The sequence below is a fragment of the Bacillus sp. FJAT-28004 genome (assembly GCF_001280845.1).
Classification (GTDB): Bacteria; Bacillota; Bacilli; order Paenibacillales; family Paenibacillaceae; genus Pristimantibacillus.
In genome coordinates this window covers 698,176-724,370 of sequence record NZ_LGHP01000002.1, presented here as the reverse complement: position 1 = coordinate 724,370, position 26,195 = coordinate 698,176, and the positions used below count along the sequence as shown (strand labels likewise).

At 41.9% G+C, this 26,195-nt stretch carries 28 protein-coding genes; 10 read left to right on the top strand and 18 right to left on the bottom strand.

What is annotated here, in order from left to right:
* Positions 1 to 3: 3 nt before the first annotated feature.
* Both AC787_RS25200 and AC787_RS25195 read right to left on the bottom strand, forming a co-directional pair.
* Positions 4 to 1,065, bottom strand: coding sequence for a Gfo/Idh/MocA family protein (locus AC787_RS25200; protein ID WP_054027708.1), 1,062 nt, complete (start codon positions 1,063 to 1,065; stop codon positions 4 to 6).
* A complete protein-coding gene (locus AC787_RS25195) occupies positions 1,062 to 2,156 on the bottom strand; it encodes an FG-GAP repeat domain-containing protein (RefSeq protein ID WP_054027707.1) in 1,095 nt (364 codons plus the stop codon). The genes AC787_RS25200 and AC787_RS25195 overlap by 4 nt, the downstream gene beginning before the upstream one ends.
* 229 nt (positions 2,157 to 2,385) lie before the next feature.
* Between AC787_RS25195 and AC787_RS25190 the strand changes: the two genes are divergently transcribed.
* Positions 2,386 to 3,285 (top strand): AraC family transcriptional regulator, encoded by a 900-nt coding sequence (locus AC787_RS25190; RefSeq protein ID WP_054027706.1) that lies wholly within the window; start codon positions 2,386 to 2,388, stop codon positions 3,283 to 3,285.
* A gap of 106 nt (positions 3,286 to 3,391) precedes the next feature.
* Here the strand turns inward: AC787_RS25190 and AC787_RS25185 are convergent, their stop codons facing one another.
* The 4 genes from AC787_RS25185 to AC787_RS25170 all read right to left on the bottom strand — a co-directional run bounded on the left by AC787_RS25185 (position 3,392) and on the right by AC787_RS25170 (position 6,260).
* Complete coding sequence (locus AC787_RS25185) at positions 3,392 to 4,285, bottom strand: AraC family transcriptional regulator (protein WP_161807570.1); 894 nt, start codon at positions 4,283 to 4,285, stop codon at positions 3,392 to 3,394.
* A 321-nt stretch (positions 4,286 to 4,606) separates the two neighbouring features.
* Positions 4,607 to 4,789 carry a hypothetical protein gene (locus AC787_RS25180; RefSeq protein ID WP_054027704.1) on the bottom strand — a complete coding sequence of 61 codons (183 nt, stop codon included), beginning with the start codon at positions 4,787 to 4,789 and terminating at the stop codon, positions 4,607 to 4,609.
* Between the two features lie 214 nt (positions 4,790 to 5,003).
* Entirely contained in the window at positions 5,004 to 5,459 is a 456-nt protein-coding gene (locus AC787_RS25175) for a hypothetical protein (protein ID WP_054027703.1), read from the bottom strand.
* 219 nt (positions 5,460 to 5,678) lie between these two features.
* Positions 5,679 to 6,260, bottom strand: coding sequence for a hypothetical protein (locus AC787_RS25170; RefSeq protein ID WP_054027702.1), 582 nt, complete (start codon positions 6,258 to 6,260; stop codon positions 5,679 to 5,681).
* A 248-nt stretch (positions 6,261 to 6,508) separates the two neighbouring features.
* Between AC787_RS25170 and AC787_RS25165 the strand changes: the two genes are divergently transcribed.
* A complete protein-coding gene (locus AC787_RS25165; protein ID WP_054027701.1) occupies positions 6,509 to 7,102 on the top strand; it encodes a hypothetical protein in 594 nt (197 codons plus the stop codon).
* Between the two features lie 318 nt (positions 7,103 to 7,420).
* On the opposite strand, the gene AC787_RS25160 is transcribed toward AC787_RS25165, so the two are convergent.
* The 7 genes from AC787_RS25160 to AC787_RS25130 all read right to left on the bottom strand — a co-directional run bounded on the left by AC787_RS25160 (position 7,421) and on the right by AC787_RS25130 (position 12,335).
* Complete coding sequence (locus AC787_RS25160; RefSeq protein ID WP_054027700.1) at positions 7,421 to 7,900, bottom strand: pyridoxamine 5'-phosphate oxidase family protein; 480 nt, start codon at positions 7,898 to 7,900, stop codon at positions 7,421 to 7,423.
* Positions 7,901 to 8,757: 857 nt separating this feature from the next.
* Entirely contained in the window at positions 8,758 to 9,141 is a 384-nt protein-coding gene (locus tag AC787_RS25155; protein ID WP_054028186.1) for a VOC family protein, read from the bottom strand.
* 101 nt (positions 9,142 to 9,242) lie between these two features.
* The gene (locus AC787_RS25150) at positions 9,243 to 9,521 is read right to left on the bottom strand and encodes an ArsR/SmtB family transcription factor (protein WP_054027699.1); all 279 of its coding nucleotides are present in this window, start codon (positions 9,519 to 9,521) and stop codon (positions 9,243 to 9,245) included.
* A 491-nt stretch (positions 9,522 to 10,012) separates the two neighbouring features.
* The gene (locus tag AC787_RS25145; RefSeq protein ID WP_054027698.1) at positions 10,013 to 10,444 is read right to left on the bottom strand and encodes a hypothetical protein; all 432 of its coding nucleotides are present in this window, start codon (positions 10,442 to 10,444) and stop codon (positions 10,013 to 10,015) included.
* A gap of 215 nt (positions 10,445 to 10,659) precedes the next feature.
* On the bottom strand, positions 10,660 to 11,268 hold the full coding sequence (locus AC787_RS25140; RefSeq protein ID WP_054026195.1) for a LysE/ArgO family amino acid transporter: 609 nt from the start codon (positions 11,266 to 11,268) through the stop codon (positions 10,660 to 10,662).
* 151 nt (positions 11,269 to 11,419) lie between these two features.
* Positions 11,420 to 11,755 carry a hypothetical protein gene (locus tag AC787_RS25135; protein ID WP_054027697.1) on the bottom strand — a complete coding sequence of 112 codons (336 nt, stop codon included), beginning with the start codon at positions 11,753 to 11,755 and terminating at the stop codon, positions 11,420 to 11,422.
* Between the two features lie 139 nt (positions 11,756 to 11,894).
* Positions 11,895 to 12,335 (bottom strand): GyrI-like domain-containing protein, encoded by a 441-nt coding sequence (locus tag AC787_RS25130; RefSeq protein WP_054027696.1) that lies wholly within the window; start codon positions 12,333 to 12,335, stop codon positions 11,895 to 11,897.
* 853 nt (positions 12,336 to 13,188) lie between these two features.
* On the opposite strand from AC787_RS25130, the gene AC787_RS25120 reads away from it, so the two are divergent.
* Positions 13,189 to 13,377, top strand: coding sequence for a hypothetical protein (locus AC787_RS25120; RefSeq protein WP_152970747.1), 189 nt, complete (start codon positions 13,189 to 13,191; stop codon positions 13,375 to 13,377).
* Positions 13,378 to 13,765: 388 nt separating this feature from the next.
* On the opposite strand, the gene AC787_RS25115 is transcribed toward AC787_RS25120, so the two are convergent.
* The 5 genes from AC787_RS25115 to AC787_RS25095 form a co-directional block, all read right to left on the bottom strand.
* Positions 13,766 to 14,338 carry a hypothetical protein gene (locus AC787_RS25115; protein WP_054027694.1) on the bottom strand — a complete coding sequence of 191 codons (573 nt, stop codon included), beginning with the start codon at positions 14,336 to 14,338 and terminating at the stop codon, positions 13,766 to 13,768.
* Positions 14,339 to 14,522: 184 nt separating this feature from the next.
* Positions 14,523 to 15,110 (bottom strand): hypothetical protein, encoded by a 588-nt coding sequence (locus tag AC787_RS25110; RefSeq protein WP_054027693.1) that lies wholly within the window; start codon positions 15,108 to 15,110, stop codon positions 14,523 to 14,525.
* Positions 15,111 to 15,356: 246 nt separating this feature from the next.
* Positions 15,357 to 15,875, bottom strand: a complete 519-nt coding sequence (locus tag AC787_RS25105; protein WP_054027692.1) for a hypothetical protein — start codon at positions 15,873 to 15,875, stop codon at positions 15,357 to 15,359.
* A 28-nt stretch (positions 15,876 to 15,903) separates the two neighbouring features.
* Positions 15,904 to 16,152 carry an NUDIX domain-containing protein gene (locus AC787_RS25100; protein ID WP_054027691.1) on the bottom strand — a complete coding sequence of 83 codons (249 nt, stop codon included), beginning with the start codon at positions 16,150 to 16,152 and terminating at the stop codon, positions 15,904 to 15,906.
* A 197-nt stretch (positions 16,153 to 16,349) separates the two neighbouring features.
* On the bottom strand, positions 16,350 to 16,907 hold the full coding sequence (locus tag AC787_RS25095) for an AAA family ATPase (RefSeq protein ID WP_054027690.1): 558 nt from the start codon (positions 16,905 to 16,907) through the stop codon (positions 16,350 to 16,352).
* 275 nt (positions 16,908 to 17,182) lie between these two features.
* Here AC787_RS25095 and AC787_RS25090 point away from each other — a divergent pair, with 275 nt between their 5' ends.
* The 7 genes from AC787_RS25090 to AC787_RS25060 all read left to right on the top strand — a co-directional run bounded on the left by AC787_RS25090 (position 17,183) and on the right by AC787_RS25060 (position 26,177).
* Positions 17,183 to 19,507 (top strand): AraC family transcriptional regulator, encoded by a 2,325-nt coding sequence (locus AC787_RS25090; RefSeq protein WP_054027689.1) that lies wholly within the window; start codon positions 17,183 to 17,185, stop codon positions 19,505 to 19,507.
* Positions 19,508 to 19,709: 202 nt separating this feature from the next.
* On the top strand, positions 19,710 to 21,770 hold the full coding sequence (locus AC787_RS25085) for a GxGYxYP domain-containing protein (RefSeq protein WP_152970746.1): 2,061 nt from the start codon (positions 19,710 to 19,712) through the stop codon (positions 21,768 to 21,770).
* A gap of 83 nt (positions 21,771 to 21,853) precedes the next feature.
* Positions 21,854 to 23,029, top strand: coding sequence for an extracellular solute-binding protein (locus tag AC787_RS25080; RefSeq protein WP_054027687.1), 1,176 nt, complete (start codon positions 21,854 to 21,856; stop codon positions 23,027 to 23,029).
* Positions 23,023 to 23,463, top strand: a complete 441-nt coding sequence (locus AC787_RS25075) for a hypothetical protein (protein WP_054027686.1) — start codon at positions 23,023 to 23,025, stop codon at positions 23,461 to 23,463. Before AC787_RS25080 ends, AC787_RS25075 begins: the two co-directional genes overlap by 7 nt.
* Before the next feature lie 105 nt (positions 23,464 to 23,568).
* Positions 23,569 to 24,471: an ABC transporter permease gene (locus AC787_RS25070; RefSeq protein WP_235561114.1), complete on the top strand. Its 903-nt coding sequence runs from the start codon at positions 23,569 to 23,571 to the stop codon at positions 24,469 to 24,471.
* Positions 24,472 to 24,482: 11 nt separating this feature from the next.
* A complete protein-coding gene (locus tag AC787_RS25065; RefSeq protein WP_054027685.1) occupies positions 24,483 to 25,364 on the top strand; it encodes a carbohydrate ABC transporter permease in 882 nt (293 codons plus the stop codon).
* 63 nt (positions 25,365 to 25,427) lie between these two features.
* Positions 25,428 to 26,177 (top strand): phytanoyl-CoA dioxygenase family protein, encoded by a 750-nt coding sequence (locus AC787_RS25060; RefSeq protein ID WP_054027684.1) that lies wholly within the window; start codon positions 25,428 to 25,430, stop codon positions 26,175 to 26,177.
* Positions 26,178 to 26,195: the final 18 nt, after the last annotated feature.

Here is a 26,195-nt window from a genome sequence, read left to right as displayed (position 1 = left end):
CCGTTATTTTGTTACCGCATGCTGATACATATCACGAATGTAGGCCTCTGCTATCTTCAGATCCTGCACGGCTTCACGCGCAGTGCAGGTTGGCGGACGCTCACCTCTAACGGCAGCCAGGAAATTCCGCGCCTGGTTGCGCATGGCATGCATGTTCGGCATGACCGGAATCGTATACTCCGGCGCACCCTTGCCGTTATCCCTCATAACCATCACCCGACCGGCTTGCTGACGAGCGAGCGGCGGCGGCAGCTCTACCTTCACGAAGCCTTTCTCGAAGGTAATGAGGACAGTCTCATGCCACTCGATTGAGGTCGTATACGCTGCCATTTCAAGTACTGAGCAGACACCACTGTCGCTTGTGCCAGATAGCAGAACGCCCGACGGGTCTGCATAGGCCAGCTTATAAGGCTCTCCTAACATATGGCGGGTCATATTAACTTGATGGATATAGTAATTGACGAATTCATCATATTTGCGATTGGCTGCATCGTCGAATGCTGTGCCGAACGGCTCAAACTCATCATTCGGCCGAGGCTCGCCCGATTCGAGCGGCTTATCCATACCGCCGACCCAATCGCCCGGAGGCATCGATACGCGTACATAGGTCATGCGGCCGTATTCGCCGCTTGCCTTCCACTTGTCGACGATGTCTTTTGCATATTCAATGGCTGGATCAGAACGTTTATGATATCCAACCATGTGGAGTACACCGTTATCTTCACCAAGCGCCGCCAATCGTTCTCCCGCTTCTACAGTCAATGTAATCGGCTTCTCCGTAAACACTGGAATTCCCGCCTTCAGAATTTCCGGCAGGATGATGCTGTGACGGCGATAAGGCTGTGCTGCAATAATGGCATCCACCTTCTCGTTTGCAATCAAATCGCGGTGATCCGCATAAATTTTCGATATGCCATATCTTCCAGCAACCAGCTTCGCTTGTTCCGGCCGGGTCTCTGCGATCGCTACAATTTCACACTCATCCGTGAGCTGTGCATAGTTGGACAGATGCGCCATCTGTCCCATTCCGCCTGTTCCAACAAATCCAATTATGAGTTTCTTCATGCTATCTCCTCCATACCCATATTTTCGAATAAGTACAGGCCGTCTTTGCCTGGAGCAACAATATCGGGATAACCATTTCCTGTTAAATCATGCACCCAGAAATAGATCCCACAACCTGAAGCCTCTTCGGCAGGTCCGAAGTCGATGACATGTTTCTCGAACGAACCGCCGTTGATTTTATAATAGTAAATACCGATTGGATCATGCGCCCCCGGATCGCCGTCATTGTGTGCACGAAAGCGCTTGCCTGTCACAAGCTCAAGCTCCCCGTCGTTGTCGATATCCACCAGCTGCATATCATGGAACTGCGAGCCACTCATATCGATATCGTGTTTGGTCCAAGTCCGATTGCCGGATTCATCTACGCCTTGTTCAAGCCAATGAAGGCCATAGTCATGTGCCATTCCATAGATGATGTCGCAGAGCCCGTTCCCCGTCACATCGTGGCCTAGCATCGGGATGCTGGTCCCGCCCAGCGAGAATTCAGGATGAAACGTCCATTCCTTTTGCGGATCCATGGGTTGCTCGAGCCAACCGCCGCTAAGCACGATGTCCATCCGTCCATCCCCGTTCACATCCGCGAACCCCATGCCATGACCGGCGATTTCTTTGCTGATAATGATTTTGCGGAAATCTGGTTTATTAGGCCCATTAGCATTGCGGTCAAGCTTAAAATAGGCCTGCGGGCTGCTGATTTCGTTCGGGAACGCTTCGGGTACGCCGCAACCGTCGATATCATAGAAGCGAACGGTTTCAGTATTCAATACCGGTCCAGAGGCAATGGTTTCCCACTCGCCTCCCGCGCTTCCAGGATTGCGACGCCAATTCAGCGTTTTACTAAAAAAAGAGGTAGTGACAATATCAGTCCAGCCGTCTCCATCCACATCCATTGGATAATCGACAAAATCGTTTGTATACTCCCCGATCTCTTCCACGTCACAGATCTTGAAGCGCTGCGTAAAATCAGGTCCCTTATACCAATAGGCACCGCTGACAATATCCGGTATCCCGTCGTTATCAACGTCGAATACAGAACATGCCTCATATACTGTGTCGTCAATCTTACGCTTACGAAATTGTATTTGCTTCATTCAAGCTTCAGCTCCTCAATAGGCTATAAAAAGTTGATATTTACTTTGAAAGAGGTTGTTAACTGCTTTAACTATTTTCGCAAGATTCGATAGCCTATCCCCCAAGAATCGTAATTGTTTATCACGTGTACGGGGTTACAATGAGGGATAGAGACTACTAATCAGTAACACCTCACCGGCCACCGCATCTTTGTAATGCCGCAATAGATTTATGGGAGGATGTGTAAAGATGGAAATGAAAGACAGTCAAATGAAATCTTCCATTATCATCGATAACCGCAAGGTGAACGTAATGGATTATGGGCAAATTCCCGAGAATCCAGCCTGGAAAATCGATTCGCATAAACACGATTTCTTTGAATTACACTATATTGCCAATGGATCCGGTACTAATATTTCTCCTGATGGACGCATTCCGCTCGAGAGTGGAACCCTATATATCGCCAAGCCCGGCGAAGCGCATGCCCAAATTTCAAACCCCAAGGATCCAATGAAATTATTCTACGTCGGTTTTTATATTGACGGCTTGGATTCCAAAGAGCCATGGGAGCTTGAATATGCGATTTCCATCCTCCAGCTGCAATCCAGAATCGTGTTTAACCGCTTCTTCCCTATTGAACCCATCGTCGCCAGAATCGTTAAGGAAATGAGCGAACGTCGCGAGCATAGCTCGATCATGATTAACCATTTATTCTCCCAACTGTTCATCGAAGTGTTCCGCTCCCTGAAGGAACGGTTCACCCTGGATGAGAGCGGTACAAGCTCAAACATCGAGATGATAAGAAGCACGGTCGAATATATGAAGCTGCACTTATCGGAGCCCTATGACAACGCCCTTTTAGCCAACAGAATCTGCATGAGCACCAGCCATTTCCGTAGATTATTCAGTCAGACTGTAGGCATACCGCCTGCAAAATACTTTTTGCTTATGCGAATCGAGTTCGCAAAGTCTCTTCTCCTAGGCTCTCGATCCGTTACGGATACTGCGGAGATTGTCGGCTTTGAATCGGTAGAACATTTCAGCAAGACATTTAAGAAATGCGTCGGCTTATGCCCGAGCCACTACCAGAAGCATCGCTATGAGGAGCAAAGCACACACCCGGAGATACTGCTAACGGATTTCCGGTGATATTACATTTTGAGCGCGCCTTGCGTCATATCGGTATGCGCTTACATTCCAATTGTAGGTGAAATATAAATAAGCGACCATGTCTAGGTCGCTCAAAAAATTGTATTTAATGATCATTTGAATTAGGTAGGTTATCCCGAATTTCTACATGGCCTGTCAATCTGAATTGACCAGGGGTTACACCTGTCAGTTTTCGGAATAAATGCTGGAATGAGGTTTCACTACTGTATCCGATTGCCTCAGCGATATCCTGAATCGATAGATCGGTCGTTAGGAGATATCGTTTCGCAACCTCTACCCGATATTGGATCAAGAATTGGATCGGACTGATCCCCGTCTCATCCTTGAATAAGTGCGCTAGATGATAGGGATTCACAAAAGAGAGGGCTGCAAGCTTAGTCAGTGTTATTTTTTGATCATAATGCTCTTCCATGTATCTTCTCGCGAAATAGACGGCTTCCTTTGGTCTTTTTTTCGATTTGCCATCGTTTCTTGTACTGTATACGTGTCGTCCCAATCGGGTCAGAAAAATTCCAAACATATGATCCGTCATATTCTGATACTCGAATTTCTTCTGTTTCAATTCATTGGCGATATCACCCACAAGGTGGTATAAGACACTGAACTCCTCATTTCCAAGTGTCCGAATAATGGGAGTCTGTTTGGAGGCGAGGAAATAATCTGGAGGCAACCCCTGGATCTGTAACCCGCGAAAGGCTAAATAACGCGCACGAAAAGGATGGGTGACGGACATTTCCTCATGCCAGATCCCACGGTGATACAACAAAATCGTACCTGGACCGGCTTCATAGGTTGTTCCGTCTATGGAAAACTTCCCGCTTCCTTCGCTAATTAGAAGCAACTCACTGTAAAGATCATGTTTATGAAGTGGAAAAGCGAACGGCCATTGCTCAGAACAATCGAAACTTGATCCTCCGATCACCGACGCCTGCCTGAGAAATAAGTAATCTGACATAAGAACCTCCGACGATTTACTCACGCCCAGCCTCATTTGAAGCCATCATCTTTCGTGGTGCATTAATTTAGGCGATGGTTTGTGTTGGTTAAATGGACTGTTTTGTCCTAATAAGGATGGGTCGGTCTTTTTCTGCGTTCTATTCAATAGTTTTATTATATCTTAATGTCCCGGTCATAGCTTCAGCAAGTCGGAAATCGGCACGACAAAAACATACAACCTTCGGCTGAACGCATGCACGACTTGAAGAAATGACAAGAACATATATGATTACGCGTTTGAAACAACAAATCCCCTACTTCACCGCTTAATCGGGTAAAGTAGGGGATTCGTTGTTTATTCAGACTAATGGTTGATATCACATTTGTTTAATATAAACGAGATTTGATTTTCAAGTCGATTGATCATTTCTTGTGATTCTTTGTCTTCTGCTTGCTGTTCACGAAGCGATTCGAGCTCCTGCTTGAGTTGATGCAGATCATCTCCCGCACTGGCACAATCATAATTGCTCTCGAGGTTATCGAGCATGTTTTATCCTCCAATCGATAGGTAGGTGCACTTGACTATTATGGTGGATTTCATTTAATTTATTCATTTCCCCCAGAATTTACTCTATAGATAATACGCTGCTTATTAAATGTAAGACAGTACCAGGAGCTCCTTATCGGGATGATTCTTACTATACACGTCGGTTCTAAGCGATTGCTGTCTTTAATATTGCAAATCGACCTATCGTTACCCTTTAGCGCAGCAACTGATTAACTTTAGGCTTATATGAAGCAACAATTAAACAAATCAAAACGCTTATCACACCACAGATGATATAGGTATACGTGTAGTAAGGCGCTGCCTCGCCACGTATGAACATCATAGTTGTTATTCCATTCATCGATCCGTCACCGCCTGCAAGCACTAATAAATAGCCAATTAGATATATCAATAATCGCTCACTAATAACAGGAATTATACTTACCCATAATGCGCCATAGCGTTTATTTACAAAAGTCTGATTCGAATATATTCCAGCTAAGATATATGGAATGATCAGCAACGGTATACCAGCAAAAGTACCGGATAAGTCCCAATTATAGTCTATCGGTTCTTTAAAGATGATCCTATACAACGTAAACATTGCAAACATCGTAAGAAAATAGCTAAATGTAATAATCGTCCAGCCAACAATTATCTTGCCAACCATTTATATCCCCCCCCCAATTTCATCCAAAAGCGACTTCAGAAATTAGACGAAAATGGTAATAAAATGTTGCACTAACCTGCCCGTTAGCGTAGCGAAGGGCTGCCATGTGGCAGCCCCTCGGGGTTGAACTTTCGTTGCGTGAGGGTCAAATGCTCCGCAGTGTGAAGAGGTGGGTAGATGAGCTCACAACCACTCACTCTTTACATTCAACACCAATTATTATCTTTTCAGTTTATTTAATATCTTACTAAAGATGTTATATCTGACTTCTTTAATGTTTTGTACTTTAACACTTCCTGTTAAACTTACAATGCCTTCACTTGGGTCACCTTCAATAAAAAGTTTAAATAATTCAATACCGTTTACATAACGTTTTTTTTGTTCTGGGTCTGTTGCTTCTTTAATCCGATTTTTTAGTTCATATATCAAATTAGAAATATTGTAATCAACTAAGTTCATCATTCTACACGAACAATATGTATCAAAGCTGGAGAAAGCCCCTTCCAAAAAATCATCAATATATTGGATTCCTCCCGATCGAAGTAACTTCTCTCCAATTAAATGATATTTCTGATAAACACACCAAGCCTCCTTAGCCCATAATGATTCCGCCAAAAATAAATCGCTTACTAATTCCTTGGAAATATAAAGTTGATCGTTTTCGAAAATGTAATTCATAATATATCTTCTGAACTCTTGGTTAGCATCTTCGAAGCCATCTCCATGCTTCTCATTCCATTTAAAACAGATCAGAGGCTTTAATTCGGCATCATATTCCGAGAGAAAAAGTAATGGTTCCATTTATCATGTCCTTTGCATTGATTTCATCTAACTTTCTTGTATTCACGACTCACCACCTTAAGGACCGAAGGTCCTTAAGGTGGTGAGTAATAGTCGAAAACATCAATTATGTACATATCTAGAAGGGCAAGTTGTTAGATGAATGTTTTACCTCCAGATTAAAGTATTATTCATGATATATAATGGAGTTGGTAAAAATGTAAAAAATTATTGGAGGGATTATTCTGAAGCGGTCTGTTAAATACATCTTGGCTGCTTTTGCTGCTGTTTTAGTTGTAGTGACTGTCTTGATCGTGCAACGCTACTATTTTCACGAGAAGCTTTCTGATTACACAGTAGTCAATGATGGTGTTGTGGTCACCAAGGAGTTCAACGTTAAGTCCAGTACTGCACATCAAAACTCATCGGTAAAAGGAACGATCTTTGTATGGGGCGACAAAGGAATGGCTGAGCGCATGCGAATTGTTGCATCGTTTGAGATTGATCCAAAAGATTTCGGTGGAATGACTGTTTACATCCCGAAGAAATGGTATATTTCCAATATTCTAAGCAGTCACCCTAAGAATCAAAAGACATCTCTACAGCCATATGCTTCTGAAGGAGATAAGAGCCTAGGTGATGAATGGAGAAATGAGGTAATTGTTGGTGTAGATCCTTTAGGTACACCTTCAGGAGGAGGAACTGGAACGATATTGATTGATTTAGTTTCAGATCGAAAAGCAATTTCACCATCGGAAACCTTCAACATTATGATTTCCATAGGTTCCGATACGCAAAAGGGCGTGAGGTCAATAGGAGTAGATTGGATTAAAATTCCGATCACTGTGAACGCTGAGAGCTAGGTTTGAAAACAAAAAATGGGAGCATTCTCATATCATCACCACTAGGAAAGCATTCCTTGTGAAGTATTTCTTAATAGCGATCCGTCACGCTAACCTGCCCGTTAGTTGAGCGAAGGGCTGCCACAAGGCAGCCCTTTGGCATTGAACTATCTTTACCCGTTAGCTTAAAAAAGAAATGGAGCAGCCGCTGTATGGTCAAGCCCCAATATTGTAGACTATGAAAAAAGCCCTATAAACTGAACTATTTAATGACAAAGTGGCAGACCAACTGCCGCTTCAATGATTGAAATATCGTTCACCGTTAATTTAATTATCTGGTCAAATATGTTTCTTAGACATGTCATCCAATTTTGGACGGATTTTTTCAAACTTCATAAATGGAACACCCCACCCGCAACTTTTTTGGACAGATGAAACATCAATCTCGAATATTTGTCTCACAATTCTTTCTTCATATCCTGTGAAGTGTTCATTGAAGGTTAACGTAAAACTCTCAGTTCCTTTATCAAGGACTTTACCTCGTCCATAAACCCTTAATATTAAAGGTTCTTCCTCAAAACTACACCACATGAAAGTTATCTTTTTATTCTGTCTTAAATGAATGGCAGTCTCATTTCCACTTCCATGATAATCCAGATACAAAATCTTGGAATCACCAATTATTCTGAGTGTATCATAACCTTTTGGAGACACGCTAACTTCGCCTGTTTCTGTTGGAGCAGTACCAACAAAGAAAAGATGTTGGTTGTAAATAAACTCACTGATGTCAGGAGTAATTGTAGTTAAAAAAGTTGCCAACAGTTATCCTCTCCCTTATTAATTCTGTCCTTATCATATACAGTATTGACCAATTAATAAAGTGTATCTTCTCAACTAAACTGCCAGTTAGTTCAATGCCCGACCCAAAGTAAAGCTATTAACCTATAATCTTTCCTTCGGTTTATCCCCAATTAAGCCGAACAAAAACATTTGAGAAAATGCGTACCCTTTGTACGTTTTCGAGACACTTGAAGGAATTGTCAGATCGAGGTCCATGTAGGTGGTTAGTATGAGCTGTGTGAATTCTTTTTGATTCGTTAAGGAATATTCCTGCAATTGTTTTGCAAACTCCTTGCTAACGTTAGCTCCCCCCCAAGCGCTTGTTGCAATTGGTACCCTGCCTTATATAGATCTTCAGCTACATAGGTCGAAATCCAATCACGCACTAGAGACGAGGTATCTTTATTATTTTCCTTAGTGATCTATCCTCACTTGGCATAAATGCTACATATAATCTAGACAGCAAAAAAAGAGTTTCTTAGTTGTGTAGCAACCACCTTTACTACATGAAGCCATTATTGTAAGCCTTACCTCCTCTTTCGGAAGAAATAGTAGGATACTGTTAGGTAAATGATCAAGAGACAAGTTTTCAAGCTCTGGGAGGAGATCCAGCGGTGAAGGCAGTACCCCCAGAAAGAAATTACGACGATGACGGTGATTCTTGAGGCGTGACTCCATTCCATTGTATTAAATAAAAAATCAACAATTCTGTATACGATATGATACGTCTCTTCCATTTTTTATCACACTAAACTGTCCGTTACTTCAACAAAGAAAAGAGGAACTGCACAGATGCAGCTCCTCCTCTATCTTTACCCCGATATTTCGTCATAAAGTTATTTCTGAATAATCTGAATTAGGTTGCCGCATGTATCGTCGAAGACAGCTATCGTGAATTCGCCCATTTTTGTCGGCTCCATAGTAAACTTCACACCGTTTTCCAATAAACGATTGTACTCTTTATGAATATCTGCAACGCCAAACATTGTTGCTGGGACGCCTTCGGCAAATATCTTTTTTTGATACTCTTTAGCGGCAGGATGTTCATTCGGTTCGAGTATAAGCTCGGTACCATCATGCTCTTCGTGAGAAACAAGTGCTATCCACCTAAATTTTCCCATGGGAACGTCATGCTTTTTTACAAAGCCCAGCGTTTCTGTATAAAACTCCAATGCCTTGTCTTGATCTTGAACGAATAGACTGGTAACAATGATTTTCATCATGTTTGTGCCTCCTTTGATATTTGCAACGTTGATTCTCTGCTAACAATCTGGCTCCAATCAGAAAGACCCATACATTCGTCAGAAGTTTTTAATTAAAATTACTCTATCCATTTTTTCAGCAAATTTTTCAGTGGTTCTTTATTGAAAATAACCACTCGAAATTTTCCCTTTTTTTCTGATTTGACGAGCCCCGCACCTTCCAATGCAGAAAGATGCTTTGCTATCGCCTGTCGCGAAATGGCAAGGTCGTGCTTCATAATGAGACGTACCGTAAGTTCATACAACGTCATCTCGTTGCGTTCGGATAGTTCGTCTAATATAAGCCGCCGAGTCGAGTCGCCAAGTGCTTTGAATATAGCATCTTTGTCCCATTCCATATTTCGATTATAAGCAACCCTGTGGTTGCTTGTCAAGAATAAGCAACTTATAAGTTGCATGATCAAGGAACCGTATCATGCAATCTTAACAAGTTAATGTAACATAGTAGAAGTTTGAACCATTATAGAAATATTAACTGTGTTTCAATAACAAAAGCTGCAATAATCCTCCTTGGATCAATACATTAGTAATTTAATAATCCCTTGTATGTTTTTTCATTTTTAGCACGTTTCTTATTCAACTAAACTATTCGTTCTGGTGATTGTTAAATTATAGTTAACCGTTTGCTTAATGATTTAGCGAATTTCCTTCCACCAAAAAAAACCTTTTCGAACGAGGTATTGAGCCGAGCATATGTACCTCGAAGGATATTCCTATTTCGTATCTACACTAATGATTTCTCGCAGCCCACTGCAATTTTCCTCAATACAAAAAGGTTCCGGGCTTCCGGAACCTTAAGGAACAGTACAATACTCACATGTGGTTTTCATTACTTTGAATTCGCAATCGCTTCTCTTAAGGCTTTTGCCAGATTACCTTTAATAATTTCATGACCTAAATGTATTTTTTTATCATCTAAAAAAATAAAACCTTTTTGTTTCTTTGTAGGAGTTAAAGAATAACCTTCTTCCCTATCCCATGAGTATATAACTAATTTTTTCCCTTTTATCGCTTTTTCATAGCCTTTTACTTCTAAATACTTCTCAAGCGGAGTGATGTCGTTTTCCACGGGAGTTAGAGAATGGCATTTCTGAAATACATATTCAAGCGCTGACTCAATTTGTTCCTCGCTGTTAGGAATTTCAACCTCCTTCACTACATCAATGTTTGCAATAATTCCTCCCCACTTATTAATAATTCCGTTAGCAATCATAATAATTCTTTTACCGTAAACATAAATATCAACTTGTTTGTATTCCATACTGATTTTCCTCATTTCAAAATATGAAACACGACCTTAACGCCTATTTCTGCTGGGTCATTCAGCTGCGGATCGCAAACTACTCCATGGTGCGTTGAACTAACGTTCTCCAAATTATTAACGAATATTGAGGCTATTTGTTACGTTAAACTGCCCGTTAGTTCAATAGAAAAGAGGAGCTACTACATAGGAAGCTCCTCCGCTATCGTTTCCCGTTAGTTTAATAGTGTAATAAGATATACAGCGGTTCCCCACATAATAATGGCAGAAACTTTGTTTAGAAAAATGATAAACCTGCCAGATTTATCTAATCTTCCTACTTGTCTTCCCACTAAGGCAAGAGAAAAAAACCAAATCCATGACACCAATATACAAGCAAGTGTAAATGCTAGCTTTTCCATCCCAGAATAGGAAATGGAACTTGTTCCAATTACACCGATAGTATCGAGGATTGCATGAGGATTTAATAATGAAACAGATGCGGCGAAMGCAATTTGCTTTTTAGGAGATAATRCTTCTTCTTGAGTMGTGCTACGAYTCGCTTTACTTTTCCACGTTACGAACCCCATATAAGCTAGAAATAGTATTCCCACCAARAATAATATTGTCTTAATAGTCGGAATGGCAAATATTAATACTGATACCCCTAATATAGCTAATGAGATGAGTGCAGTATCACAAAGTGATGCTGTAATTATTACTGGTAAAGCCCTAATAAATCTCGGTTGCGTAACACCTTGATTAAAAACAAATACATTTTGTACACCTAACGGCAAGATTAGACCAAATGATAACAAAATTCCTTGTATKATTGCTTGAAACATCTAATGATTTTCTCCATTCTCTAAGCTGATTTGTATCCAATAATTTATCATAATGCTTTACTTCAAGCAAACTCCCGTTAGTTGAGAAAACGGCAGCCACATTCATGGCAGCCGTTTCATCGTGTTTATTCAGCTATCGTACCAAGGGAGCTTAACGATTTTGGACTTCAGGCTTCAATCCTGTTTGCAGGACACGAAAATACTCAGCTAATATTTCATCGAAATTGGGTTCGACAGGTAACTTCTCAATATAACTCCATAAAATCATTTCTTCCGATCGAATCTGAACAACCTCATACTCCATCTGCTTAGATTCCCAGACAGTAACTTGACCAATGCATTGTTCAGATTCATTAATTATGCCGGTAGAAGGGTCGGGAACACTGCTTTCAGGAAGATCGTGCTTCAAATATTCCGTAGAAATGAATAAACTCGCCAGTTCACTCTTGTTGGATTCCACCCATAACTTAAATTTTTCCCGAATCATTTTACATCCCTCCCTCATGGAGTAATTATATCAACTCGAGATAAGAATTGAACTACTTTGACTGAAAATATGGCTTTGTTCCACGACGCTAAACTGCCCGTTAGCTTAATCACGTATTGAAAATCGAATGTAGAATAACTTACTTGAGATTATAGAGAATCTCCGTTTCAAGCTTTGATTCATCCTCATTCCAATGTCCGTATATCTCCAATATCGGAGCCTCATGGTGTACTCCTAGAGCTTTTATAGTCGATTGTATGCTCCTATAAGTTTTGTCTAATTCACTATATGGTCCGATGTGCTTACAATAAGCATATTTTTGAAAAATAACATCCCTCGTTACCAATAATGAATCTCCTTTAGGCGGAGAGATCAGCTCGATCCCAGCAAATATACTGTGATCAATATCATAAACTACATGATTTATTCCTGTATGAGAGAGTTCTTTGTTTTTTACTTCCTTCCAAACCTGATCCAGCAATTCAAAAATCGTTTCACTATACGCTTTTTTTTGATCATGAAGTTTAGAAACGCCGAACAGTGTAAAAGTTTTACTTTGATTTATTATGACAGTCTCCATTATTAGCTCCCCTTATCTCGTTTATTTGGTAGCCTTAACAAATACTTCTTCTTTATTCTGCTCCTTTTTCCTCTAAAATTGAATTAAAATTGTTGATATTGCGCTATTCTGCCCGTTAGCTTAATGAAATGAGCAGGCTACCTCAGTGCCTGCTCATCGTTGTGTACTATTCAACTATCGTTACCCGTTAGTTGAATAATGTATTGTTATTACGATCAGTTATTTTAAATGCCTGCTTTAAGCAACTTAGGTGGTCTAGCTTCACACCCATCATATCATTGAACACTCTGTATAWAAGTTYTGCTAATTCTATTTCATTTGTACATGTTATAGACTTTTGTGCAATCTGATTGATCTCTATATCATACTCGTTCTGTGGAGCACCTCCAGCTAACAGACCGATAGGGTCCCAATTGTTAATCACTTCAGTTAAAAGCTTGGTACTTATTTTCACCTTTATCACACCTTATTTGGCAATCTATCTAGTAAAAATATTCTATAATTTACTCTTCAATCCTGCCCGTAGCTTAATAAAATGAGCAGGCCACTGCAGCGCCTGCTCATCCATGTGTGATATTGAACTATCGTTGCCCGTTAGTTTAATAATAATTGAGCAAAAAGCTTTAGAAAATCGGGCTATCTTATGCCTGCCCCCGCCAGTTGCTCGTCCAGTTTCGCCCTTGGAATCTCTTCAGGCCTTAACTTAACCAGTCCAAGTTCCGAAAAAGAATATAACAAGATATTAGGGGAGATAACTTTGTCACCAAATAAAAGAAAAAAACTAAACAAGTCACGCGTGCTTYTGGYGACTATGGAGCGRATCTCGTTAATTCTAAATCCGGAAAAAAAAACATTGTACAAACCAAACACTGGCGGCCACATGTTCGTATTCATCGCGTTACTATTCGCGTGCATCGGCATATTTGCGGGCTCAGCGGCGGGTCTCTACGCAGTCCTCGAACTGTGGTTCGGTCTTGGCATGACTTACGCGGAATGCTGCGTAATGACCGCAGTCTTATTCAGCGGTAATATTAATGTTTAAGGATGCGCGTGAACTTGAGTCGGATTAAATGCAATATAAGCGTCTGTATCCCGCTTGAACAAGCTGAAGGATCAGAGTTTAACAGGTAAAGTATTTAAAATGGTAAACTTAATGGGATTATTTTCTGACAAAAAATAGACAATTGGGGAGTTTTCAAAGCAACAACGAGACTTTCACCGGCTAGAAGAAAGGAGCAGCTGCCGCAAACTGCTCCTTTGTTGTTCAACTAACGTTCTCCATTTTAAATTGATGTTTATAAATTCTAAAAAACGATCATTTTATAGTCTGAGGGTGATCACCGTATAGAAAAAAACCAGTCCCTGAAACGGACTGGTTTACACTGCGTTCATTCAACTATCGTGTCCCGTTAGCGGAATACTTAAATACTCTATAATATGATGTTACTACCATTCTGCACTACTTTAATTTTTGTTTTAGATTTAAGATAGTTTGTTATTTTTATAATATTCTCTAAGTTTTTCCCGAAATCAATTAATGTTGTTTCCATTTTAGGTCTGCTTGTAACTTCAACTATGCATTTATTTTCATTTATTCCCTTTATGTCAAAGTGTATGATATCTCCCCAGGTACGCCAATTTATTCCAATATTGACCGAGAAAATACCCTTACCCTTATTTAATTGTCCAATTTGGCATTTTTTTAAACAATTAATTGATTCTAAGCATATTGTGAATATTTCTTCTTTATCACCCTCTGCCTCAAATTCAATTGAGTTTACTACACTTATACCGTTTTTATTCAATCCCATGTTTCTCAAATAATACCATTGATAAAACAAGACTATAAACGTAAATAAAATGCCGCATAAAACTCCATACAATATACTAGCTTTAATTACCGATGAAAAACCACTGAAAGGTGCTGAAGCTCCTCCTCCTAAAGCGATTAAAACACTAAAAAAAGTAGATGTTATTAAAAAAAGGGCTAATTTTTGCTTCACTTAAGAATACACCTCCATTATCTTGTTATCTTATTAATCGTATCACAATATATGTTATTTCTAACACTTATTCCTCAATTATCCTGCCCGTTAGCTTAATAAAATGAGCAGGCCACCGTAGTGCCTGCTCATCATATGTGTTATTGAACTATCGTTACCCGTTAGTTCAATAAAATTAGTCTAATCATTCGTTATTTTTATTCTCTCCCACTATAAACTCGATTTTCACATTCATGCGGATATCCTCATTCTTTGTCGATCCTGATAGTGGTTCAAACTCAGCTACCCCAGCGACCACGTATTCACCTGACGGGAGAGAGCCTTTTCGGGACGCCTCCGCCACAGCTTTAATAAAATCAACATATTCCTTCGGATCTTGCGATCCATATCCGCCACTGCCTTTATACTGCTCCCTTAGTGGCTCTCCCTTTTTTAATGTGGTAACGATACGAGGTTGAGACATCGTATATCCGATCTCAAACCCTCTCGTTTTCTCTTTCATCGGAAAAGAAATCGGTGAAGAGGCGTGCGCGATTTTAATTTCTTGCTCTTCGCCCACGTATTCCAATTCCGCATAAAGCTCCACTCTCTCGCCTTCGGCGTAAACGGATTTCTCCGATACGAGTCGATACACGAAATCGTCCTCGGCCGTCTCCGCTTTCGGCCCAATCTGGGCCGCTTTTACGATGTTTTTCTCGTCAACCTTTGTATCTCCTGAGCACCCAGCCAACACGAAGGCAACAACGGAGATGATTATCAACAAGTTTTTCAATTATATTCACTCCATTTAAGATATTTTGATCGCAATTTATAAACGAGCGATTCTTAAATATAGTTTCTGGAGGCATAGGAAATATTTACATACCCAAAAATATTGCATCCATGGATTATCAAGAAGACCATCCGCAAAAGCGAATGATCTTCTCCGAACTATCCAGCCTGTTAGATTAATAAAATGAGCAGGCTACCGCAGCCCTGCTCATCGTTGAGTACTATTCAACTAACGTGTCCCATTAGTTCAACAATTCTTATCGAGATAATACTGTATAACTTGTTTATTGCTTTTGAATTTATGTACTTTGTAGTCGAACGAATATAATATCTTATCAATTAATGGTTTTCGTTCTGTATTAAATTTGTGATTCCATTTAATCATGATATACACGTTCTTAAGCGTCTGGTTATAATTCCCTTTCTCTAGTCCAAGTTTTTGTTTTATAAATCTCTTTAACATTTGTATATCACGTATAAAAACATTTGTTTCTAGATAGATGATTACGTCCGCTAACTCAAAACTTCGTTGAACCCATTTGTAATGAACACCTTCAATAATCCATTTCTCCTTATTTACAATATCATTAAGAATTGCGTCACGCACTTCTTGAGGATTTCGAGTATCGCTATCTTCGCCTCTTCTCCAAACGACATTATCAAGTTGATAGTAATTGATGTTTAGTTGTTGCGATAATTTTCCCGCGAGGTAAGTTTTACCACTTCCAACTTCACCGATTATATGGATTTTATTGCAGTGTTTCAATGCAAGTATTCCTCCTTATTTCCTCTATCTAGGAGATAGTTACTGGAATCCACTCAATCCCAATGTACTCCCTTAAAAACACGAATTGCTTTACTTTTATAAGACATCCTACTTCCTCTAAAAACTCCCTCTGAATGGCTTCAAGTAAATTTTCACCATGTTCTTGACCGCCACCTGGTAAAGTATAGTCAACATCGAATACATCATCATGTTTCTTGATGGTTAATAATTTATTATTTTTAATTACGATTCCCTTTACACTACTCCGAACGTTCAAAACGAACCCTCCTGTCGTAAGTTTATAAAGTTACAAATTCGAGAGGAGTGTTGTGATTCATGTACGGTTCTATTGAACTAAACTGCCCCTTAACTTAATAAAGAAATGGAGCAACTGCCATAGCAAGCTGCCCCTTGTATGTTCCACTATCGTTACCCATTAGTGCAATGACTTGTTTGTAAAATGTTAGGGTTATTCTACAAATTAAACTTTTCTTTAATACTTTTAGCAACTTCTTCTTGAGTCAAATTGGTATTGTTGATTTTAATATAGTTTTTTCTTTCGATTTCTCCCTCAAATGAATTTAACCTATGGTTTTCTGCTGCAATTCTCATTCTATGTTCGGATTGTTCGATATTTCTTTTTGAAGGTTTATGTTCCAATCTACGGGGGGTCCTGTTACGCTCAATTCTTTCATCAAAATCAGCCTCGAGTTCTACAAAACAAACTTCTCCGCCATTTCCCTCAAAAATTCCGCAAACCTTCTCTACGTATTCCCAGTCTTCTTTCGAATCAAATGACCATACAAATGTGAATATCATTCCGTACGAATCACTCTTTGAGAATGCTTCAAACATTTTCTGACGAAACAGATTGGATAATTCCCACATTTCAGGACTAAATCCTAAAAACGGACAAAGTAATTCAATAGTCATGTGATTATGAAAGAGTTTCAACTCCGTGATTTTCTCTAATTCATGACCAACCGTCATTTTCCCAACTGCCTGAGGTCCGAATATTAATAGCAATTTCATCCTCTATCCACTCCCATTCGGTTTTGGATAGTATTCTATCGTTAGACCAAACAATCCTGCCGGGTAGCTTAATAAAGAAAGGGAGCTGCTGTCGAAGACCCTAAGACAATAGAAAAACTGCACCTCCAATTGTTAGTTCGTATCTAACTGAGGTTTGTCTTTTTTTGCCCAACGATTCTAATAATGTTTACGGAAAATAAAGGATTAAAGCATGTTGATGTAGTAATGATGTGAATATAGATTAGCAACGATTATTGAAAGGGGACCTCATTCATTTGCAGAACAATATCAAAAATATGAAAAGGCAATTCCTGTTCAATAAGCGAACCTTTCTGGTCTCCTTTGTGCTTCCTTATTTATTTATTTTGTTGGTGCCTGTCATGATCGGTTGTGTCTTTTTTTTCAAAACGCTGGAAGTGATTAAACAGGAAATAAACAGAGCGGACGAAGCTATCATAAAGCAGATTCAGCAGAACATAGACAGTCGGCTTAGAGATATCGGACAATTAACGAATAGAGTCGGAATCGATTCAAGAGTCAAAGCGCTTATGAATACACGGACTTCATTGGATACGAATCAAAGGTATACCAATTATGGGCTGTTTAAGGAATTCGAGACGTATAAGCTTTCAAATCAATTTCTTAGTCAGTTTTACGTTTATTTTAATTATACCGACATGATCTTATCGACTAACGGGGTATTTAATTCGGAAGCCTTTTACCGGCAATTTTACAGCAGTTACAACATGGGCAGCCGTGAGTGGGATTCATTTATTAAAGGGTATCATTCAAATCAATATTTACCATTGGACATGAACGGCCAGGATGCGGACGCTTCCGGGCGTACGATTGTTTTTGCCACTTCCCTAGTCCCTTATATATCTAAAAATCCGGAGAAGCCGTTGGCAACGATATTTATTCAATTGAACAATGCCATCTTTGAAAGCGCTTTTAAAACTATGGATTCGAGTGACGGGAAAACCTTCTCCATCATCAACAGCAGCAATCAACTCATCTATACGACGGGTCAACCTACAGATTATAAAGAGTTAAACTATGACGGGCTATCGGATCTTGGCGTGACACACGTGAAGTTGAACGGGAAAAATATGACCGTTTCCTCCATCCCATCCGAAATCACGGACTGGAAGTATGTTTCCGCCATTCCAAGTAATCTGTTTATGTACAAAGCCGTCGTTATCCGCAATTTGGCATTGTCCGGCATGATTCTGATCTTTGTGCTGGGCGGGGTTTTGACCTATCTATTCTCCCGAAAAAACTACGGCCCGCTCCGTAAATTGTTAAACGTCATCGGTGAGAAGTCCGGTATTCTTCCCAAGGTCCATTGCAATGAATATAAATTTATCGAAGAGATGGTCTCCAATATTGTGGAGGAAAAGCAGTCTGTGGAGGAAAAATACAGGCTGCAGAAAGAAACGCTTCGCGATCACTTCTTGATCCGTCTCATGAAAGGAAATCAGGATTGCAGCATTTCTATTTCGGACTTGTCTGATGCCTATAACATAAAATTCGAATCCAATCATTATGCGCTTCTCTTGTTTTATCTGGAAAATACCAGCACCAGCAACGTCACTCATGAACCGGTTCACTTCATAATGAAGAATGTTATGGAGGATTACCTCAGACAGCATAACAATATCGGATTTGTCCTGGAAGTGGATCAGTTCATGGTGTGCCTGGTGAATATCAAAGAGCATGATAAAACGAAGCAAAAGGATGAAGTCATTGAAATTGCCGAACAAGCTATTCAATTATTCGCGAATCGAATCGGCATCATTTGTTCGGTTTCCATTAGCAGGCTGTACTCAAAACTGGAGGATATTAAATTAGCGTATAACGAGACCATTGAAGCCATCGAGTACAAGCTAATTTTTGGAAGTGAAAGCATCATCCATTATGAGGACATTCAGACTAGTGAACAAGGAAGCATGAATTATGACTTTTCCGTGGTTAAAGAATACCAATTTGCCAATTGCATAAAGGTTGGGGATTATCAGAGCGCCAAACAGGTGATCTCCGAAACCATCGTTAACAACTCCAAACAAGTGCCGATAAATATCGTCAAGTGCAATATGTTTGCCTTGATACATACTGTCATCACTTCTTTAAGCGGAATTAGCATCAAGCTGGAAAAAGAGTTTTTGGAAATCCTAAATCCCATTGACCGCCTGCTGCACTGCAAGACACTTCCGCAGCTTGAGCTGGAGATATTCGCAATTATAGATGAGATCGAGCAGTATGTTGTAGGTACGGATAAAAGCAATAAAAGTACGCTTATCGCTGAGATTATGTCGTTTACGCATTGTAATTATCACAATTCGGATTTAAACGTATCCATGATATCGGAACAGTTTCATGTAAGCTTGCCTTATCTCTCTAAAATGTTTAAGCAGCATGCAGGAGAAGGATTGCTCGAGTATATCCAAAAGGTACGAGTTCAGAAAGCTAAAGAAATGATGGCTGCGAATGATTGCACCATTAAGGAAGTTGCTTCACGTGTGGGCTTCACGAATCGAGACACGCTTATCAGGCTTTTCAAGAAATATGAGGGCGTTACACCCGGAAAATTTAAGGGGTGACGCCCTTTTTTATGGATACAAATTTTGAAGTTTAATTAAATATTCACGTTTTCGTGTAAAAATGTGGCGTATCTACTCAGAAGCAATAATTCCAGTCTCCGATAAAAAGTAAGGGCTTACATGAACGACGGATAGATCCTATACTAAGCATTGTAACGGGCGCTCGTTATAACTTTAGCAGATTTATTCAGAAGAAATTCTAATGTCCAAGAAGGAGAGTGTTGTTGTGTTCAAGAAGTGGATCGTTCTCATCCTGGCAATCATCCTAACTACATCTTTCGCCTCGGCGGGTTCAGCTTCACCCCAAAAGGATAGACCGAATGGCATCACGTGGCCTGTAAATCAAGAGTTACCTTCATTCGCCAAAGCAACGCATCTTGATGTCATCGATATGGGGAAGCAAAAGCTGTCCGGAGACATGAGAATGATGCTTGTCACCCTGCAAGGTCTTGTGAACCGTGAACGCCCGAGCATCTATGTTATTGAAGATCAGGAAACGGTCGTTACCTGGCTCAAGACGCTGAACCTTCCAACGAAGATGTACGAGGATCCTTGGAAACTTCTGGACAAATACATTCATCGCATTAACGGTATCATTATCTATGATCCGAAGGTACAGGATTCGATTAACGTGGCTACGACGTTGGCGGGACTGCGCAGCGGCATCGTTGTCAGCCCAGAGCTGGCAGAGAGCATTCAGTTGAGGTATAAGAAGAAGATTAAGGTAATCGATGATTTGCGCGGCCGCTTTAAGGACCGTTTGGATGCGTATACCTGGCAGTACGAGAACCTGTGGCCCTATACGACGCATCGCATGCTGATCGGGATTACCCCGAGTGTTAAAGTGAACATTTCAACGTCAATTCCCGAACAATTCAAAACGGTCATTGAGGAGTTACAGCCCATTAAAAATAGCTCGAACCGAAAGGTTTACGATCTTGACTTATCTACTTATGTGCCTGGGGGGGATATTTACTTACGTTTCGACGATTCGTTTGAAGAAGACGGCTGGGGACCAGCGGTCCACCAGGTTACGGTCAAAGCGGACGATACCGTCATAGATACATTCGTTCCGGGCCAGGAGGCCGAGGCTAAATATTTGTACGACCGTCAAAATTCGGTTGTAGGCGATGGTTATGAAGGCCACCGGTATGCGGATCAAGATAGATATTGGGTATACAAGTTCACTCCGCCTGCAGGATCGACGAAGTATACGGTGTCGGTCGACATGTGGAACGAATTTAAGGTGTCCGCGACGAATGAGGCTCCACGTGCCTGGGAAGACGCAGATCGCAAGTCCTATGGCATGTTGAGGGACTATGCCGTCGCCAACAAAGCGATGGTGTTCTGGCTGGATGCCACGAATGAACAGGAGAAGCAGCTGTTCGAGAAGATCATCAAGGACTGCGAACCGGGCACGCCATACCTCGGCTGGTTCGATCATGATGTGGAAGGCGAATTCAAGTCTACGCAGATGCTGTCACAGAACAGTATTTATGTGCTCGCGGCGGACTTTTTCTCGAACTTAACCGTCTTTTCCGGCACGCGCGCCCCGGTGATGAAGCAGAAGCCGGCGCCGAAGGTGCCGCTGCAAAATAAAATCTATGTCACGTACAATATGGGCGAAGGCGATAATTTGCAATACAATCAGCATCGGTTGAGACAAGCATGGGATGATCCGAACAGAGGAAAAGTACCGATCAACTGGACCATAAGTCCGCTGCTGCTAGATGCGGCGCCGGCGATACTCGGTTATTACCAGAAGACGGCATCCGTCAATGATTTGCTTATTGCAGGACCATCTGGCGTCGGTTACTTCTATCCAGGCCAGTGGCCGGATCAAACTTTCAGAAGCTTTATGAAGCAATCAAAGTCATACATGGAGCGAGGTGACTTCGGCGTCACCTACATCTTAAATCTGGATAATAATCCGCTCACAGACTTCAAGGCACAGGCTTATACGGATTATTTCAAACCACAAGGGATCATGATGATGCTCAATGACAAGTCGAACATTTCGTTCTTGAACGGCAAGACGCCCCAGTCGATTCTTCGCCCTGTAGGAACGAAGAAAGAACTTCTTGACAAGCTTAAGCAGGAGAAGGACAGCTGGGACGGCAAATCGCCGAAGTTCGTTTCACTTGCCGTGATGGCATGGACATTCACGCCAAGCGATCTGCTGGAAGTTACGCAGCAGCTCGGTCCGGAATATGAAGTGGTACGTGCAGATCAATATTTCCAATTGATCCAAGAAACCAAATAGGTAAGTAACGCTTCCTATCATTAAAACATGCGAACACGGTATGCCCTCTCGGTAGGGCATGCCGTGTCAAAGGGGGATTTGCGTTGTTCATACAAAAGAAAATAAAGACGATAACCTTATTGCTACTAAGCCTCATATTGATGGCGGTCGCAGGCTGCAGCCAGGCCTCGAATGAAACGGCAAATTCTACTGCAGATTCTTCCGAAAAGGCCAATACGAACCCAAGTAATTCGGATGGCAAAAAACAACCGATTACACTTAAAGTTTTTATGAGACTACAGGAAGGTGATGTCCAGTTTTTCAATAACATGGCGGAAACGCCCGCGGCCAAAGAAATTATGAAAAGAACGGGGATCAATCTGGAATTTATCCACCCTCCGGTGGGGCAAGAAGCGGCGCAATTCAATCTCATGGTGACCAGCGGCGATCTGCCTGACGTCATCGTCGGCAATTTCGACGCGTATAAAGGTGGACCCGGGCAAGCCATCAAGGATAAGTTGATCATCGATACGAAGGATCTGATCGACCAATATGCGCCCAACTTAAAGAAAATCATGGAGGCTGACCCTCAGGTTGCCAAGATGCTTAAAAACGACGACGGTCAACTGGTCGGATTCGGTGCTCAAATCAGTAATGAGATGTCGATCGATGAGGGCAATGCCTATAATGGCCCGATGATCCGCCAGGATCTGCTCGACCAAGCGGGACTGCCGATGCCGGAAACGGTCGATGACTGGTATAACGTCCTCAAAACGTTCAAAGAAAAATTCGAACTGGAGGCCCCATTATCATGGTCCACATCGAACCCGGGCTCGTTCTTGGCAAGTGCGTTCAATGTTCCCGCAGACGGTTTCTATCAGGAGGATAACGTCGTCAAATTCGCTCCGATTGAACCAGGATACAGGCAGTACTTGGAAACGTTGCATAAATGGTACAGCGAAGGTCTGATCCATAAAGATTATCCGACTCAAAACTTCAACGATCATGTCGTGCCTATGGTTCAAAACGGCGTGGTCGGCGCGGTCGGCAATATGCATCTTTATTGGTACGCTTCGATTAAAGATGAGATTCAAGCTGGAGTCAAGTTTGTACCGGCACCTATTCCCGTTCGGGAAAAGGCCAGAAACTGCACATTCGAGACGATTACGGCTGGTATGTGGATCAAAGCTCAATCAAATATATTACGACGAACAATAAGTATCCGAAGGAAACCATCGAATTGTTTGACTACCTCTACTCTGAGGAAGGTAAATTGCTGACGAACTGGGGTATTGAAGGGGAATCCTATCAACTGGTGAATGGTGAACCTGAATTTACGGATAAGTACAAGGAAGATCCGACTAAAATCGGTTCATTGTATTTCCCCAACCTGTTAAAACAAAACATCGATATGCGTCAAAATTTAATGCAGTACCCTTGGCCGGAGCAGCACGAAGCCTGGAAGCTCTGGGGCCAAGCGGATATCGCGTTAAAGCTGCCGTCTGGCATTATCTTCACGATCGACGAGCAAGAGACAAATACCAAAACGATGACGGATGCCCAGACCTACATAAGCGAGATGACATTGAAGTTCATTATGGGTGTTGAGCCTTTAGACAAATTCGACGATTATGTCAAGCAGGTGAAGTCGTTTGGAATCGATGAGGTTACTGACAATTATCAGCATGCAATCGAGAGGCTGAACAAGAGATGATTCGGTTCAATACGGGGAGTGAATCGCTGAAACGATGAATCGGACGTTTTTCTTCCCCGTGCAAGTCATTGCTCAGATTGGAGTGGACCGCGAGTGGGTATGTTCATGACCAGAGCCATTAAAGACTTCAAGCTCCACAAATACCTCTACCTCATGGCCCTGCCGATGATTGTTTTCTACATCGTATTCCATTATACGCCGATGTATGGCGCGGTTATCGCCTTTAAGGATTTCAAGCCAACACTCGGAATTCTGGGCAGCCCGTGGGTGGGGTTCCAGCATTTTAACGATTTTATTCATAGTTATTATTTTTGGAAACTTCTGAAGAATACTTTTTTGCTCAGCTTTTACAGTCTGCTTTTCGGTTTTCCCGCCCCGATTATATTGGCATTACTCTTAAATGAGCTGAAGGCTGAATTTTTCAAAAAAACGGTTCAAACGATCACCTATTTGCCTCATTTTATATCCGTTGTCGTTATTTCCGGCATCATCATAGACATTACGAGTTCGACGGGATTCATCAACGATATGATCGAATTTTTCGGGGGAGAACGCTCCAGCCTGCTGACGAATCCAGAGTGGTTTCGGACGATATATGTGAGTTCGGGCATCTGGACGGAATTGGGTTGGGGAACCATTATCTATTTGGCGGCGTTATCAGGCATCAACCCTCATCTGTATGAAGCCGCGGAAATCGATGGAGCTTCGAGATTGAAGCGGGTCATCTATATCACAATCCCTTCCATTATGCCGACAATCGTCATCCTGTTGATTCTGAGCATGGGCTCTTTGCTTTCCGTAGGCTGGGAGAAAGTACTGCTCTTATACAATCCGCTTACATTCGATACCGCGGACGTCATCTCTACCTATGTGTACAGACGGGGGCTGGAGCAAGCCGACTACAGCTACAGCGCCGCCATCGGAATGTTTAATTCGATCATCAACTTCATCTTGTTGTACTGTGCCAATAGATTGAGCAGAAGACTGAACGATGTCAGTCTTTGGTAAGGAGACTAACGATGATTAGCAGGCAACGTTTGGGTGGCTCTCTCTTCAATATGTTCAATGTAACGCTATTGACCCTGCTCATGATCGCGACATTGTATCCGCTGCTATATGTCCTGTTCGCTTCCTTTAGCGATCCCGGCAGTCTCTATGCACATAAAGGCATTCTCTTCTATCCGATCGAGCCGACGCTGGCCGGTTATAAGCTGGTTTTTCAGAATCCCAATTTGGCCATCGGGTATAGAAATACGATCTATTACGTTCTTCTCGGAACGTCTATCAGTTTGCTGGTAACATCTATGGGAGCCTACGTTTTATCCAGGAAAGGCTTGATGTGGAAGCAGCTCATGATGATCCTTATTGTCATTACGATGTTTTTCGGCGGCGGCCTTATTCCCTCCTTCCTGCTAGTGAAATCGCTCGGTTTTTTGAATACGGTATGGGCGATCGTGTTGCCGGGTGCGATCTCAGCATGGAATTTGATCGTGATGCGAACGTTCTTTCAGAGCATTCCCGAGGAGTTGATTGAATCCGCCAAAATAGACGGGGCTAATGATTTTTACATTTATTTCAGAATCGTGCTGCCGCTGTCGATGGCCATCGTGGCGGTTATGGGGCTGTTTCACGCGGTCGGAGAATGGAACTCATGGTTCAGTGCGGTCATTTATTTACGGGACAGAGAAATGTACCCGCTCCAGTTATTTTTAAGGGAAATCTTGATTCAGAACCGCGTGGACAATCTGTTAATCACCTCCAGCGATATTGACGCTATGCAGGCGAAAAGAATCATTAAATACGCGGTTATTATCGTATCTACCGTTCCTATTTTGCTCGTTTATCCGTTCCTGCAGAAGTATTTTGTGAAAGGTGTGTTGATTGGATCTTTAAAGGAGTAGTTATGGAATGGATAGAAGATCATTCTAGTCATCATTCAATTCAGTCGAGGAGGAAAAGACGCTATGTATTTGACGCATGAAGAAACGGATCGTTACAACAGAGACGGGTATTTATTGGTAGAAGGGTTATTTTCCAGCGAGGAAGTCAGCAGAATGATTCGCGAGGTGGAAGGCGGTGATCGCGTCGCCGCCGCTGCTTATGGCAATATGGACAGTTCTGGCCGGAAAGCGAGACTGGCACTTTGGCACGAACTCGGGTCCGATATGTGGTCGGCTGTCTCCGTCTCCCCCCGGCTGGTCAATGGCGTACGTATACTGTTAGGTGAGGACGCCGCATTCTTTCACGGCAAAGTGATGCTGAAAGAAGCCCATTCCGGCGGGGCATGGGAATGGCACCAGGATTACGGTTATTGGTACGGCCAAGGGTTCATTTATCCACATATGATGAGCGTGTTCATCGCGCTGGACGCCGCTACCCAAGAGAACGGTTGCTTGCGCGTGCTGCGCGGCTCCCATAAGCTTGGCAGGCTGGAACACGGCAAAGTCGGCGAGCAGACCGGCGCAGATGCAAAGCGCATCGGGCAAATCGAATCGTTATTCGAACTTGTTCACTGCGAGATGAAACCGGGCTCTGCGCTGTTCTTTCATAGCAATCTGCTGCACAGCTCCGCTGCGAACGAGTCGGATCATCACCGCCGTTCATTCATTGTTTGCTACAACGCGACAGGCAACCCGCAGCTCCAAGGAGAACAGATGATTACATCCGAATCTTGTCCGGTCGGAACCGACCAATGGTTAGCCCAGTATCCGTAAGATAATAACCTATAATGC

What these genes read in the sequence shown, in the direction of transcription:
- AC787_RS25200 (WP_054027708.1), bottom strand. Translation starts at nt 1,065, where the DNA reads ATGAAGAAACTCATAATTGGATTTGTTGGAACAGGCGGAATGGGACAG.
- AC787_RS25195 (WP_054027707.1), bottom strand. Translation starts at nt 2,156, where the DNA reads ATGAAGCAAATACAATTTCGTAAGCGTAAGATTGACGACACAGTATAT.
- AC787_RS25190 (WP_054027706.1), top strand. Translation starts at nt 2,386, where the DNA reads ATGGAAATGAAAGACAGTCAAATGAAATCTTCCATTATCATCGATAAC.
- AC787_RS25180 (WP_054027704.1), bottom strand. Translation starts at nt 4,789, where the DNA reads ATGCTCGATAACCTCGAGAGCAATTATGATTGTGCCAGTGCGGGAGAT.
- AC787_RS25175 (WP_054027703.1), bottom strand. Translation starts at nt 5,459, where the DNA reads ATGGTTGGCAAGATAATTGTTGGCTGGACGATTATTACATTTAGCTAT.
- AC787_RS25170 (WP_054027702.1), bottom strand. Translation starts at nt 6,260, where the DNA reads ATGGAACCATTACTTTTTCTCTCGGAATATGATGCCGAATTAAAGCCT.
- AC787_RS25155 (WP_054028186.1), bottom strand. Translation starts at nt 9,141, where the DNA reads ATGAAAATCATTGTTACCAGTCTATTCGTTCAAGATCAAGACAAGGCA.
- AC787_RS25150 (WP_054027699.1), bottom strand. Translation starts at nt 9,521, where the DNA reads ATGGAATGGGACAAAGATGCTATATTCAAAGCACTTGGCGACTCGACT.
- AC787_RS25145 (WP_054027698.1), bottom strand. Translation starts at nt 10,444, where the DNA reads ATGGAATACAAACAAGTTGATATTTATGTTTACGGTAAAAGAATTATT.
- AC787_RS25135 (WP_054027697.1), bottom strand. Translation starts at nt 11,755, where the DNA reads ATGATTCGGGAAAAATTTAAGTTATGGGTGGAATCCAACAAGAGTGAA.
- AC787_RS25130 (WP_054027696.1), bottom strand. Translation starts at nt 12,335, where the DNA reads ATGGAGACTGTCATAATAAATCAAAGTAAAACTTTTACACTGTTCGGC.
- AC787_RS25095 (WP_054027690.1), bottom strand. Translation starts at nt 16,907, where the DNA reads ATGAAATTGCTATTAATATTCGGACCTCAGGCAGTTGGGAAAATGACG.
- AC787_RS25085 (WP_152970746.1), top strand. Translation starts at nt 19,710, where the DNA reads ATGTCCAAGAAGGAGAGTGTTGTTGTGTTCAAGAAGTGGATCGTTCTC.
- AC787_RS25070 (WP_235561114.1), top strand. Translation starts at nt 23,569, where the DNA reads ATGACCAGAGCCATTAAAGACTTCAAGCTCCACAAATACCTCTACCTC.
- AC787_RS25065 (WP_054027685.1), top strand. Translation starts at nt 24,483, where the DNA reads ATGATTAGCAGGCAACGTTTGGGTGGCTCTCTCTTCAATATGTTCAAT.
- AC787_RS25060 (WP_054027684.1), top strand. Translation starts at nt 25,428, where the DNA reads ATGTATTTGACGCATGAAGAAACGGATCGTTACAACAGAGACGGGTAT.